Genomic DNA, 13,211 nt, shown 5'->3' with positions numbered 1-13,211 from the left:
TAGAAACACATATGAGGTCATCTGGTGAGGTATTATCGCATCGGATGACCTTTTTGTATAACATGAAATGGTTTGGTATATACTACATTCAACAGAACACGTTGTGTAGAAAGGGGACAGTGGATTGATTGCCTTAGAAGCATTGAAAAGTCGACTTACAGACAATCAATTGAAAGTACAAAGGGAAGAAGGGGATGTGGACACGTTACGATTTTCCTTCAATCAGCCTGCGACAGAACTTGAAATCAAACAATTGCCAAAAAGAACACCCGAAGCCATGATTCACTTTTTGAACATGCATAACGGCGCACAGCTATTCGTCCATCCGACATACGGTGGAGGGATTCAACTCTTTAGTGTGGAAGAAATTAACGAGTATCGGGAAGTATGGGAATGTCCTGAGCAGTTTATCCCCGTCGGCGCTGGTATGGATGGAGAATGGATTGTTTGTGAGGTCGTCAACGAACATGAAAACTACATTTGGGTCGGAGAATTTTTGACTTATCAAGATGACATTGAAAAACTTCCGATGGATTATACACGTTGGTTCGACTATTTGATTGTCGCGCAAGGTGCCCATTTTTGGGATTGGTTTAGAAGATAAGGTCTAACTAGTCGTTTCCGCATATATCTTAGTTGGCACACTCATCACGAGTGTGCTTTTTTCTCATTTATTTTGTGTCTAAAATGTGAAAAGTGGGAATGAGGATGCTAAAGGAGGCGAAAGCAGATGAGTGATGGACTCGTGTTATTACTCGGATTACTTTTATGTGGTTGGATGCTGTTTGCCGTCGTATTTGATGATAGAATAAAAAGAAGAATTTGATGGCCCGTCTCATGAGGAGACGGGTTTTTAATTGAGGAGTGAGAAGTATGGAAAAAACACCTGTCGTCGTCATCGTCGGACCAACTGCTGTTGGGAAAACAAAGACGGGCATTGAACTCGCGAAAGCGTTCGACGGCGAGATTGTATCAGGTGACTCGGTTCAAGTATACCGAGGCATGGACATTGGTTCGGCAAAAGTGACGAAAGAAGAAGCCGAAGGAATCCCGCATCATTTGATTGATATTTGCGACCCGGATGATGCAATGAGTGTCGCAACTTTTCAACAGTTGGCTCGTGCTGCCATTGATGATATCTATGCCCGTGGTAAGTTACCGATTATCGTCGGAGGAACAGGTTTATACATTCGTTCGATTTTATATGACTATGAATTTGTGGAGCGATCTGTGGACGAGGCGTTGCGGGCTGACCTCGAACGATTGGCAGAAGTCGAAGGACGTGAGGCGTTACATCAAAGATTAGTTCAACTTGATCCGGAACGTGCGGCTACGATTCATCCGAATAACGTCCGTCGCGTCGTGCGAGCGCTCGAAGTAGCGATGCAAGGCGATACGCAGACGACAGATAGCACACCGTCCGAACATTATGATTACCGATTATTCGTCCTTCACGCTGACCGGGAACTTCTATATGACCGAATCAATCAACGGGTCGATGCGATGATGGAAGCAGGACTTGTTGAGGAAGTAGAGAGCTTGATGGCGAAAGGATATCGAGATACTCAGGCGATGCGTGCCATTGGATATAAGGAAATCATTCCGTATGTTGAGGGATATATTTCGAAAGACCGTGCGACAGACTTGTTGAAACAACATACGAGACAGTTTGCAAAGCGTCAATTGACGTGGTTCCGTCATCAATTTGATGGAATTTGGGTGGATATGGGACGAAAATCATTTGAACTATCATATAAAAATATTTATGATGATGTAGAGGGGTTTTTTCGAAAATTCCGATTATTTTAAAGAGATAAAGACTAGGGGGAATCCAGCATGAAAGCGAGCTACAACATCCAAGACCATTTTTTGAATCAACTCCGAAAAGAAATGGTGCCAACGACCGTCTTTTTAGTGAGCGGGTTTCAAATTCGAGGTGTCATCAAATCATTTGATAACTTTACTGTCATCGTCGAATCGGAAGGTCGTCAACAATTGATCTATAAGCATGCGATCTCAACATTCTCACCGGCACGTAACGTCACGTTATACGAGCCAGATGCAGTCGAAGTAACAGAAGGATAAGCATAAGAAAAGGAGCGGCCCGGGGACCGCTCCTTTTCTTATGCTGTTTTTGATGTACCGGGCTGTTTGATTGCCTCTAAGACGCGCTGGACGGCGCAACCACCGAGGAGCGAATCCATTTGGTCACAAATTTGTGTCGGTGTCGAACGGTGTAACAATGTATATGTTCGTTTCCATGCCCGTTCTGCCGATTGAATCCGTACTAACAGGTCGGCATGGCTCAGTTCTTTCAACTTATCAATGTTAAGACGGTTCGTTCGTGTGAAAGCAGATAGAATGACCGCTTTCGCAAGTGGAGTTTGAAGTGGGTAACCAGATAGCTCGAGAGCGGCCATAGCGCCTTTCATCTCGTGTTCGACGATTTTATCGAGTGATTCATCTTTTGTATATGGATTACCCGAAAGGTGAGTGAGTGACTGTTCTAAGTCCTTCATTTCTATCGGACAACTAGACGCCTGTAGAATATGTTCAATGGATTGTTGCTCTTGTGCATAACGTGTCGCTTCCCCCGAGGCGATGAAACGCTCATACGTATCGATTAATGAAATCATTATCGCTTCCCCCTTTGTAGAACTATCTTTATCGTACCAATAATCGTAAGCGCTTTCAATATAATGAATGTGAAATCATGACCCTACTAGAAAGTATGTTCGCCTAATGTGTAGAAACGCGATACAATGTCAGAAGATGCGAGGAGGGAATGTTCATGAATTATTATCAACAGATTGATTCGGTCACAGGTTTATCGACGAACCGTGAAAGATTTCAGATACCACACATTGAAAAATCGGAAGAGCGGTTAGATCAGTTGCCAGACGGGGCTCCTGTTCAGACGAAAGCGCTCGTTAGTACGGTCGAAGTGAGAGAAGGGAAAAGCGGGGCGAAATGGCTACAGTTAAGTGTCACGACGGCGAGCGGGATGATGCGTGCGAAGCATTGGCTACGTGGAAATGAGAGTGAACTACTTCCGATTTATGAATCGGGTGTCATCGAATTGTCCGGGAAAATCGATGTCTATCCGAAACCGGACGGTGCTAAGTCGATTACAATCGATCGTGTCCAACCGATTTCAAAAGATGAGGCGATTTCTTTACTCCCAGGGTTACCGGGTGATGAGACGATGGAGCAGTTTGCAGATGAATTGTTCAGTTTAATCGATACGTTGTCACCGACCTATCAACAGATTGCATACGGACTCCTTGATTTCGTCTGGGATGACTTTGTACTTTCGCCTGCAGCTCTTTATCACCATCACAATTACGCAGGAGGATTGCTGAAGCATACCGCCTGCATGTTGCGTCTCGGATATCGAATTCAGGAGCAGGACGATTATTTGGCAATGGTGTTCCGTGTGATCAAGGAAGCCGAGCAGTTGCATAAAGTCGACCTTTGGAATACGATGAACGGTGTTAAAATCGAACAAGCCTATAAAGGTACGTTCGAATCATTATATGCGGCATGTGAAGCGATGGCAGAGCGGAAGGAACCACTCAATTGGGATGAGCTTGCGCTAGGAATCCTCTTCCATGACATCGGAAAAATATATGAATACAGTCACCTTTTATCGAGCCCTAACCGTTTTGAAAAACTGTCGCCTGTCGAAGGAACGAGTGAGACGACAGGGATCTCCATCAATCCGCTAGGAACGTTGATTGGGCATATGCCGTATGGTGGACTTCTATTCGAAGAAACGCTGCGTCGTGCAGATGTCCGTCTGCCAATTGATGTCCATCACCGTATTTGGCATATGATCTTATCGCATCATGGGAAACGTGAGTGGGGTTCGAGTGTATTACCGATGACGACAGAAGCGTGGATGCTTCACTTGATTGATTTATTAGACGCACGCTATGAGAAATGGGCTCGTGCGCACGAAGATTTGTAAGAAAAGGGTGGTATTATGATTCCCGTTCAATTAGTTACTGGATTTTTAGGAGCAGGAAAGACGACGTATATGAACCGTCTACTCGCTGCGACAGATGAGAAGATTTGTTTAATTGTCAATGAACTCGGGGCGGTCAATATTGATGAACAGTTGATCGTAAAAATGGACCAGGAGCAAATCGAACTCTCGAATGGATGTATTTGTTGTTCGATTCAAAATGACTTGAGTAAGACATTTTATCAACTTGTGGCAAAGAAGGAGACGTTTGACCGAATCATCATCGAGACGACTGGTGTTGCCGACCCGGCCCCAATCATCCAGACGATTTATTATGATGAGTACTTACGTCAACATTTTAAGATGAACGCCATCTTGACTGTCGTCGATGCCAGTCAAATGGATCGTGACTTATTCAAAGAAGGCATTCATCAAATCGCGTATGCAGACATGATCTTATTAAACAAGACAGATTTAGTCTCGAGCGAGGAATTGAAACACGCCCGGGCACGGATCACTCAAATCAATCCGACCGTTCGTGTAGTGGAAACGGTCCAGACGGAAGGGGAATTTGACCTTCTTGAAAATACGTTCCAACTGTCGCGAGTCGATGAAGAACAATTGAGTCGTCTAACAGAAGCGACCGAATCTGTCTCTTCGCTTCGGGCCGTCACGTTGAATGCAGATCGTCCGCTCTCTCGTGAACGCGTGACACGATATGTTCGTGAGGTATTGATGCATTATGAGGATTCAATTTATCGGATGAAAGCAATTGTTCGTCTCAAGGATGAGAATCGAAAATTTGTCATTCAAGCGACGAATCAACTCATGGGCGCGACGTTTGCGAACGAGGAACATGAAGGAAACCGCTCGGTATTCGTATGGATTGGAAAAGAACTAGATGCCGATGCATTGGCACGAGGACTAAAAGCATGTGAGGTGGAGCAGGATGAAACTCATTCTCGTTGATGGATTTAACTTATTATCACGTTATTATTTTGCAACGGAGCGTAGAAGAGCACTCGACCCAGATGTGACGGTGAAAGGGTTGCTGCGAAAAGTCGATGCCTGGACGACGGACTTTTCTCACATCGCTTTCTTTTGGGACGGGACGAGAGAAACGACGCATCGTTATGCCCTTTATCCTGAATATAAAGCGACGCGTAACGGATTGCCGGAACCGCTTTTCGAAGACTATGTCAAATTGAGAGCGGCTTTGGACGAGCGAGGGATTCTACAATCAGAATTGACCGGTTATGAGGCGGACGACTTGATGGGAGCTGTGGCGACAGCGTTCCCAGGAGAATCGTATCTTTACTCGTCTGATCGTGACTTATTACAATTATTGTCACCAAACGTGTTTCAAATCATGCCGAAAAAAGGTGAAGAACAACTCGTCAATGAGAGTTCGTTTGAAGCGATGTATGGGGTGAAACCATATCAGTTTGTCGACGTGAAAGCATTACAGGGTGATTCTTCAGATAATATCCCTGGGGTTCGTGGCATCGGGCCAAAAACGGCAACCATCTTGATTCAACATTACGATACGGTCGAAACTCTCTACACGCACGTTCAAAATGCAACGCTCGAGGCACCACACCAGAAGTTTGCAAAAAAATTAGACGGGCATGAAGAGATTGCGCTCTTATCTAAACGTCTGTCACAAATTGATATCCATGCGCCGATTAATACGGACTGGGAGGCGTATCGATTTGGTTCACATTTATTTTGACGCAGCAACAAATCAGACAACCGAAGAGAACGGGCTCGGTGTCTGGATCAAGTCATCAAACGGTACAGTCTCGACGTTCAAGCGTCAAACGCAAGGTTTGTCCAGTGTCCATGCAGAATTAGCGGCTTGTGCCTATGCACTTGAAATGGCGCATTCGATGCAAGGAGAGACGTCATTCATGCTCTACTCCGATGCGGAAGTGATTGTTCGTGCGTTGGAGCAACGGTTCATGAAAGATTCCTCGGCCAAACCCCTCTTTCTCAAAGCGTTGATTGCGTACGATGATTTACCGAACGTCTTTATCAAATGGATTCCTCGTGCAGAAAATCGTGCAGATGTCATTGCACGTGAAGCATTAAACGGAACGAAGTAAGCGACTAAGATCATTCTTGGTCGCTTTTTGGATTGAGTCGTTTCTTTTTAGATGGTTTTTCGCTAAAATGAAAGCGTAGTCAACTATAGAGGGGGAATTTAGCATGAAGGATTATCGAATCGAACGGGACACGATGGGGGAAATCAAAGTCCCGGCTGATGCAAAATGGGGAGCACAAACGCAACGTAGTCTTGAGAACTTTAAAATCGGTGCAGAAAAGATGCCGCTTGAGATTATACGTGCCTTCGCAATCTTGAAAAAAGGGGCGGCTCTCGCCAACGCTGAACTTGGAGTACTGGAAGAAGAGAAAGCTGAAATCATTGCGGAAGTAGCCGATGAGATTTTAGAAGGAAAGTACGACGCTGAATTTCCACTCGTCGTCTGGCAAACGGGATCGGGTACCCAATCAAACATGAACGTCAACGAAGTAATCGCGAACATTGCGAATATCAAATTGCATGCGCGTGAGCAATCGATTTGGATTCATCCGAATGATGATGTCAACAAATCTCAGAGCTCGAATGACACGTATCCGACAGCTATGCACATTGCGGCCATCCTTTCCGTGCAAGATGACGTCTTGCCGGCAATCGATGCCCTTCACCAAACTCTTTCGCAAAAAGCGGAAGCGTATATGGATATCGTCAAAATCGGACGCACACATCTTCAAGATGCGACACCGGTCACGCTCGGTCAGGAAATCAGCGGCTGGGTGCGGATGCTCGAACTCTCAAAACAAATGATTGAACGGACGATTGAACCGCTGACGGAGCTTGCTCTCGGTGGAACAGCTGTCGGTACTGGAATCAACGCTCATCCCGAATTTGGGGAAGTCGTGGCGAAAAAGATTTCTGAAGAGACAGGTAAACCGTTTGTCACGGCCGTAAACAAATTCCACGCACTTACAAGTCACGATCAACTCGTCTTTACACATGGTGCTTTAAAAGCGTTAGCGATGGATGCAATGAAGATTGCGAACGACGTGCGTTGGTTGGCATCGGGCCCACGTGCGGGGATCGGCGAAATTACGATTCCTGAGAATGAGCCAGGAAGTTCAATCATGCCAGGGAAAGTCAACCCGACACAAAGTGAGGCACTCACGATGGTTGCCGCTCAAGTTCTTGGTAACGACGCGACGATTGGTTTCGGGGCGAGCCAAGGGAACTTTGAACTGAACGTCTTCAAACCGGTCATCATGTATAACTTCTTACAGACTTGTCGTCTCTTGACGGACAGCCTACATTCATTCAACGATCATTGTGCGGTCGGGATTGAGCCGAATCATGAAGTGATTTCTCGTAACGTGGAACAGTCGCTCATGCTCGTCACAGCACTCAACCCACATATCGGATATGAAAATGCTGCGAAAATCGCAAAACTGGCACATAAAAACGGTACTTCTTTAAAAGAGGCGGCATTGGAAACGGGACTATTGACAGAAGAGCAATTTGATCAATGGATTCGTCCTGAAGAGATGACATCACCAAACCTAAAAGTGAAAAAATAACATGAAGCGGTCGGAAGACCGCTTTTCCTATGTCTATTTTAGGGCGTAAGACCTATGTATATGTAAAACAATAGAAAATAAATAAGGAAATAGTTGTATTTTATCTGTAGAAGTCGCATAATCGATACATAAGAGAATTCGGGGAGTACGAACGTAGGGGGGACGAAGATGGAGCAAGGTCAACTCACTGAGCGTATACATATGATTTTAAAAAAAATATCAGAGTCTAGACAAATTCCCAAATCCGATATCGAGTTTCTACTTGATTGGGTGAAGAAAGAGGTTAGACAGCGACGCTTTATGCATCTGTTAGAAATATTTAGTCGTGTCGAGTCTGATGCGAAGGAGTTGCCTAGCGTCCTTACCCAAGCAGAGGCAATGACCTTGATCTCACCGGTGAAACGATACATCCATACCGTTCTGGGAATCGAACAAGAAGATGAGGACCTCGTTTTGATTCTTTCTGCAAGTTTTTCGACATTTAGTCGGTATAAATCGCGTGTTGAGAAGCTTGGAGCACGTCCTGTATTCTTGCAAACACTCGAAGAAGCGGTCGAGTATGACTATGAGGACGTCCCAAAAGCCATCATCATGGACGTTGAACTATGGCCACAGTTTAAAGAACGTGACATCCAATCGTTTGTGAGCAAGATGAGAAAACTTTACGTTCCGCTCATCGTCATCGGAACGAATGAGCATTATCGTCTCGCTGCCTATTCCTATGGATTCGATGACTATTGGGAATCATGGGTACCGATGGAGGAACGGTTAGTCCGTCTTGGTCTTCATATTGAAAAGTCTCGTTTAGTTTCAAAGGCATTACTTGTCGATGAACTGACAGGTGCGTTCAACCGGAAGTATTTAAAAGCGACATTTACGCGCTTCATCTCAAGGTTAGAGCGCTCAGGTGAGAGCTTTGCTGTTGCGCTCCTCGATATCGATCATTTCAAGCAATTGAACGACACGTTCGGTCACTCTTATGGGGATGACGTTCTCCATCGTGTCTCCGAAGAAATTCGACACGCGATTCGATCGAGTGATGAACTCATCCGTTATGGAGGAGAAGAGTTTTTAATTCTCTTGAACGTATCTGACCGAGCAATCGTCGAATCGGTGTTAGAGCGCGTCCGTACCCGAATTGAAGAGATGGAGTTCCCTTACGAGCATCACGTGACCGTATCAATCGGATATACTCGTGTCTGCCAGACAGGATATACGCTTGGGGAATGGTGTGCATACGCAGATGAGGCGCTCTATAAGGCAAAACGTGATGGTCGAAATCGGGTTGTCCGATACACGTCGGCGGTTCGTGAGGAAAAGCGGATTGCTTACGTGACGATGTCCGAGAACACGTACACTTCGCTTGCAAACCGCTTGCCAAAAGAGCATCGTCGCTATGAGGTCGTGTATCGTCCATACGAAGCGTATTCTTGTAACGACAACATCGAAATGTTCGTCTTAGATGATACCCGCGTCCATGAAGCGAAAGGGACGCTCTCTGCTGTGAAAGAACAGCGTGGAAAATATAGTCACATCCTCGCGGTTTCGAAGCGTACAGCCTCCGAACTAGAAGCGATTTATGACGACTACGCTGATGATAATCAAGATGAAGTCATCACGAAAAAAATTGAACAGTGGTTAGAAAAACTACCTGACTAAAAAAGCAGACATCGATTAATGATCGATGTCTGCTTTGTCATATTGTATGAACGAAAAGGCATATGCATGTCTTTCGTCTTGCGGATGATCTGTCTGACTTTGGATCGTCCATGAACCGCTCCGTTCAGGGTAATACGTGTCTGCTTCGAACGTGGATTTTACTTCGGTGGCATAAATTCGACTTGTCATCGACATGGTCTGCTCATATAGCGTTGCGCCGCCAATGACAAACCATTCCTCGTTTTGACTTTCTTCAACGAGACGTTCTAAATCATGCCACACTTCAATGTGATCTGCTTTAAAAGTAGGATCGGACGTCACGACGATATTCCGTCGGTTCGGCAATGCCTTCCCGATTGATTCAAACGTTTTTCTTCCCATGACGACGGTGCCACCAGACGTGACAGATTTGAAGTGTTTCAAATCATCCGGCAACCGCCACAATAAATCATTGTCTTTCCCGATTTCCCGATTGAGTCCGTATGCGACGACATGCGAAATCATACGCTCACTTCTCCTTTAATATGTGGATGTGGGTCATATCCGAGAATCTCAAAGTCCTCAAAACGGAAGGATTCAATTGAAGATACGTCACGGACAATCTTGAGTTGTGGTAACGGACGAGGGTCACGCGACAGTTGAAGTTCCACTTGTTCGAGATGGTTATGATAAATATGAGCATCTCCGAGGGTGTGGACGAAATCGCCAACTTCTAGGCCGGTCACATGAGCGACCATATGTGTCAAAAGTGCATACGATGCGATGTTAAATGGAACACCTAAAAATGTGTCGGCGCTTCGTTGATACAACTGGCAAGAGAGCTTCCCATCAGCGACATAGAATTGGAAAAGTAAATGACACGGTGGAAGGGCCATCTCATCGAGCTGCCCAGGATTCCATGCGGAGACAATCAACCGTCTTGAATCAGGATTCGTTTTGATTTGTTCAATCACTTGAGCTAGTTGATCGACGGACGAGCCGTCCGGGCGTGGGAAAGAGCGCCACTGTGAGCCGTATACTGGGCCGAGGTTTCCTTCTTCATCTGCCCATTCGTTCCAAATCCGCACTCCGTTCTCTTGTAGATATCGAATGTTCGTCTCCCCCGAGATGAACCAAAGAAGTTCATGGATAATCGAACGAGTATGTAACTTTTTCGTCGTGATGAGGGGGAAGCCTTCTTGTAAATTGAATCGCATTTGATAGCCGAAAACGCTGGTCGTCCCTGTGCCGGTACGGTCTTCTTTCACTACTCCGTTTTCGAGGATATGTCGACATAAATCATGATATTGCTTCATAAGGTGATAAACCTCCTTCTCAATCTCCATTGACTAAAGGTATCATAACATAACACAAGATATAGTATCTAGGAGCGTATTCCATCCATATACTGAAAAAAACAACCTTGATTCTTCGTTTTCGCGAACCTCTGTTTCGGGTATAATGGGGAATGAACAAAAGGAGGGGTTTGATGAAACTACAAGGAAAGAAAGTCCTTCAACTTGTCAGTAATGACTTCGAGGATTTAGAACTTTGGTATCCTGTACACCGTCTTCGTGAAGAAGGAGCGCATGTCATTTTAGCCGGGGAAAAGGCAGACCATGCCTACATCGGGAAGTATGGTGTGCCAGCGAAGTCGGACGTATCATTCGATGATGTGGATATCACATCGTTTGATGCGATCCTCGTACCGGGAGGCTGGTCACCTGACTTGTTGCGCCGTTTTGATTCGGTGAAAGGCTTCGTCCGTTATATGGATGAACAAAAACGACCAATCGGTCAAATTTGCCATGCTGGATGGGTCTTGATTTCAGCGAATATTTTGGACGGGGTGAACGTCACGAGTACACCAGGAATCAAGGACGACATGGAAAATGCAGGCGCCATTTGGCATGACGAAGCTGTTGTCGTCGATGGACACATCGTCTCAAGTCGTCGACCACCCGATCTACCAGACTACATGCGTGCGTTTATCGACGTGTTCGCAAAACAGTAATTGAACCATAAAGGAGCTATACAACGTTGAACTTAAAATCGAATCCACTACTTCGTAAATCAATGCAGTCTACAGCTTACAGTGCCGAGCCGATGACGAAAGCAGGAACATGGTCAAAAGTGTTCACCTTGCTTCTTCTCGTCACAGCGGCAGCCGGAACGACTTGGCTCGTCGTTCCTACAATCGGGGAAGGGCTCTTGTTCCCGCTCATGATTGGGTCACTCATCCTCGGTTTCATCTTTGCATTACTCATCACGTTCAAGCCGAATACGGCACCAGTCGTTGCACCGCTATACGGAATTATCGAGGGTGTCTTCGTCGGTTCAATTTCATACTTCTTTGAAGCGATGGTCCCTGGTATTGTCGGCCGTGCCGTCATGACGACGTTCGTCGTCGCCTTTGCGATGTGGTTCGTCTATACGACAGGTCTTGTCAAAGTGACGCAAAAATTCAGAGCAGGGGTCATGGCTGCGATGTTTACGGTCATGTTATTGTACCTTGTTCAACTCGTCATGAGCCTATTCGGTTCAGGATTGGCGTTCATGACAGGTTCAAGCCCACTTGCAATCGGCGTACAGTTTGTCATTGTAATCGTCGCTTCGCTCGCACTCGTCTTAGACTTCGATTTCATCGCACGTCAAGTCGAAGAGCGGGCACCAAAACAATTGGAATGGGTTGCCGCGTTTGGTTTAATCGTCACGCTCGTCTGGTTGTATATTGAATTGCTAGACTTACTGTATCGTCTAGCGATGAGAGAATAACAATCAATCATCGATCCATTGGGTCGATGATTTTTTCACGAAAGGATGTGTTCATCTGTCTGAAAAGACAGGTACATGATGAAGAAAATTGTGATTATTGGGTCGGGCATCGTTGGTGTCTCCACAGCCTATCATTTAGCAGGAAAAGCTGACGTGACGGTCATCGACCGTAAGGAGGAAGGACGGGCGACAGATGCGGCAGCGGGAATTGTTTGTCCTTGGATTGCGCAGCGGCGTAATAAAGCTTGGTACGCACTCGCTAAAGGTGGTGCGCACTATTATCCGCATGTCGTGAGAGAGTTGGAAACTGAAGGGGAGACAGACACCGGATACAAGCGTGTCGGGACACTTGCACTCCATGAAGAGTCTAAACTTGATCAAATGATGGAGCGGACGATGGTTCGTCGCGAAGAAGCACCAGAAATCGGTGACTTAGAACGATTGACAGCAGAAGAGGCACAACGTCTTTTCCCTCCACTATCAGATGAATATGATGCGCTTCTAGTCAAAGGTGGCGCACGTGTGGATGGTGGGAAATTCCGTGCAGCACTTGAACGAGTCGCTATGAAGCGTGGTGTGAAATTTGTATACGGTTCGGCACGGTTGACCGATGGGGACGCGATTGGCGTCGAGTGTGATGAGATGTTTTATGAAGCAGATGAAATCATCCTTGCGACTGGGGCGTGGCTCCCGGAGCTGTTACAACCTCTCGGATATACGGTTCGCGTCGACGGAGAAAAGGCGCAACTCGTTCACGTCCAGTTAAAAGATACCGATGCGTCGGATTGGCCGGTCGTCATGCCACCAAGGCGACGTTATTTACTTGGATTTGAAGACGGGAAGGTCGTCATCGGCTCGACTCACGAGAAAGGTAAAGCGTTCGATGTTCGCCCGACGGCAATCGGTGTCCACGAAGTGCTGACGAAAGGGCTTGAATCAGCACCAGGACTTGCGGAAGCAGAACTCATCGAGACGAAAGTCGGTTTCCGTCCGGTCACACCGAACTCGATCCCTATACTCGGGAGAGTACCAGGTGCTGAAAAAATGCTTGTGGCGAACGGACTAGGGTCATCCGGTTTGACGGTCGGTCCGTTCATCGGAAAGGTGTTAAGTGACCTCGTGCTGACGGGCGAATGCGAAGTGGATCTTTCACTCTATCCGATTGAAGACTTTATATTCAAAGCATAAGAAAAGGTGGCTGTCTCTTTATAGACAGTCA

15 protein-coding genes are annotated in these 13,211 nt (G+C 46.1%); 12 read left to right on the top strand and 3 right to left on the bottom strand.

Annotated elements, in window-relative coordinates:
• Positions 1-124: 124 nt before the first annotated feature.
• From ACQKD4_RS07085 to hfq, 3 genes are all read left to right on the top strand, one after another.
• On the top strand, positions 125-604 hold the full coding sequence (locus ACQKD4_RS07085) for an SMI1/KNR4 family protein (protein ID WP_427372897.1): 480 nt from the start codon (positions 125-127) through the stop codon (positions 602-604).
• 269 nt (positions 605-873) lie between these two features.
• Complete coding sequence (gene miaA, locus ACQKD4_RS07080) at positions 874-1,809, top strand: tRNA (adenosine(37)-N6)-dimethylallyltransferase MiaA (RefSeq protein WP_427372896.1); 936 nt, start codon at positions 874-876, stop codon at positions 1,807-1,809.
• Positions 1,810-1,836: 27 nt separating this feature from the next.
• A complete protein-coding gene (gene hfq, locus ACQKD4_RS07075; RefSeq protein WP_012726185.1) occupies positions 1,837-2,085 on the top strand; it encodes an RNA chaperone Hfq in 249 nt (82 codons plus the stop codon).
• A gap of 38 nt (positions 2,086-2,123) precedes the next feature.
• Here hfq and ACQKD4_RS07070 read toward each other — a convergent pair whose 3' ends face one another.
• On the bottom strand, positions 2,124-2,636 hold the full coding sequence (locus ACQKD4_RS07070) for a hypothetical protein (RefSeq protein ID WP_427372894.1): 513 nt from the start codon (positions 2,634-2,636) through the stop codon (positions 2,124-2,126).
• Positions 2,637-2,791: 155 nt separating this feature from the next.
• Here ACQKD4_RS07070 and ACQKD4_RS07065 point away from each other — a divergent pair, with 155 nt between their 5' ends.
• From ACQKD4_RS07065 to ACQKD4_RS07040, 6 genes are all read left to right on the top strand, one after another.
• On the top strand, positions 2,792-3,970 hold the full coding sequence (locus tag ACQKD4_RS07065) for an HD domain-containing protein (protein ID WP_427372893.1): 1,179 nt from the start codon (positions 2,792-2,794) through the stop codon (positions 3,968-3,970).
• A 15-nt stretch (positions 3,971-3,985) separates the two neighbouring features.
• Complete coding sequence (locus ACQKD4_RS07060; protein ID WP_427372892.1) at positions 3,986-4,936, top strand: CobW family GTP-binding protein; 951 nt, start codon at positions 3,986-3,988, stop codon at positions 4,934-4,936.
• Complete coding sequence (locus tag ACQKD4_RS07055; RefSeq protein WP_214692097.1) at positions 4,917-5,699, top strand: 5'-3' exonuclease; 783 nt, start codon at positions 4,917-4,919, stop codon at positions 5,697-5,699. The genes ACQKD4_RS07060 and ACQKD4_RS07055 overlap by 20 nt, the downstream gene beginning before the upstream one ends.
• Positions 5,680-6,072 carry a reverse transcriptase-like protein gene (locus tag ACQKD4_RS07050; RefSeq protein WP_427372891.1) on the top strand — a complete coding sequence of 131 codons (393 nt, stop codon included), beginning with the start codon at positions 5,680-5,682 and terminating at the stop codon, positions 6,070-6,072. The genes ACQKD4_RS07055 and ACQKD4_RS07050 overlap by 20 nt, the downstream gene beginning before the upstream one ends.
• A 103-nt stretch (positions 6,073-6,175) precedes the next feature.
• A complete protein-coding gene (fumC, locus tag ACQKD4_RS07045) occupies positions 6,176-7,579 on the top strand; it encodes a class II fumarate hydratase (protein ID WP_214875721.1) in 1,404 nt (467 codons plus the stop codon).
• Between the two features lie 168 nt (positions 7,580-7,747).
• Entirely contained in the window at positions 7,748-9,238 is a 1,491-nt protein-coding gene (locus ACQKD4_RS07040) for a GGDEF domain-containing protein (protein WP_427372890.1), read from the top strand.
• A 15-nt stretch (positions 9,239-9,253) separates the two neighbouring features.
• On the opposite strand, the gene ACQKD4_RS07035 is transcribed toward ACQKD4_RS07040, so the two are convergent.
• Positions 9,254-9,742, bottom strand: a complete 489-nt coding sequence (locus tag ACQKD4_RS07035) for a dihydrofolate reductase (protein ID WP_427372889.1) — start codon at positions 9,740-9,742, stop codon at positions 9,254-9,256.
• Positions 9,739-10,533 carry a thymidylate synthase gene (locus ACQKD4_RS07030; RefSeq protein WP_214692107.1) on the bottom strand — a complete coding sequence of 265 codons (795 nt, stop codon included), beginning with the start codon at positions 10,531-10,533 and terminating at the stop codon, positions 9,739-9,741. Before ACQKD4_RS07030 ends, ACQKD4_RS07035 begins: the two co-directional genes overlap by 4 nt.
• A gap of 173 nt (positions 10,534-10,706) precedes the next feature.
• Here ACQKD4_RS07030 and ACQKD4_RS07025 point away from each other — a divergent pair, with 173 nt between their 5' ends.
• The 3 genes from ACQKD4_RS07025 to ACQKD4_RS07015 all read left to right on the top strand — a co-directional run bounded on the left by ACQKD4_RS07025 (position 10,707) and on the right by ACQKD4_RS07015 (position 13,180).
• The gene (locus tag ACQKD4_RS07025; RefSeq protein WP_427372888.1) at positions 10,707-11,231 is read left to right on the top strand and encodes a type 1 glutamine amidotransferase domain-containing protein; all 525 of its coding nucleotides are present in this window, start codon (positions 10,707-10,709) and stop codon (positions 11,229-11,231) included.
• A 26-nt stretch (positions 11,232-11,257) separates the two neighbouring features.
• The gene (locus tag ACQKD4_RS07020) at positions 11,258-11,992 is read left to right on the top strand and encodes a Bax inhibitor-1/YccA family protein (protein ID WP_074034536.1); all 735 of its coding nucleotides are present in this window, start codon (positions 11,258-11,260) and stop codon (positions 11,990-11,992) included.
• A 78-nt stretch (positions 11,993-12,070) separates the two neighbouring features.
• Positions 12,071-13,180, top strand: coding sequence for an NAD(P)/FAD-dependent oxidoreductase (locus ACQKD4_RS07015; protein WP_427373282.1), 1,110 nt, complete (start codon positions 12,071-12,073; stop codon positions 13,178-13,180).
• Positions 13,181-13,211: the final 31 nt, after the last annotated feature.

The sequence above is a fragment of the Exiguobacterium sp. NPDC077395 genome (genome assembly GCF_050269125.1).
Lineage (GTDB): Bacteria > Bacillota > Bacilli > Exiguobacteriales > Exiguobacteriaceae > Exiguobacterium > Exiguobacterium aestuarii_A.
Note: the sequence above shows the minus strand (reverse complement) of the source record. Positions and strands in the feature narration are given on the sequence as shown.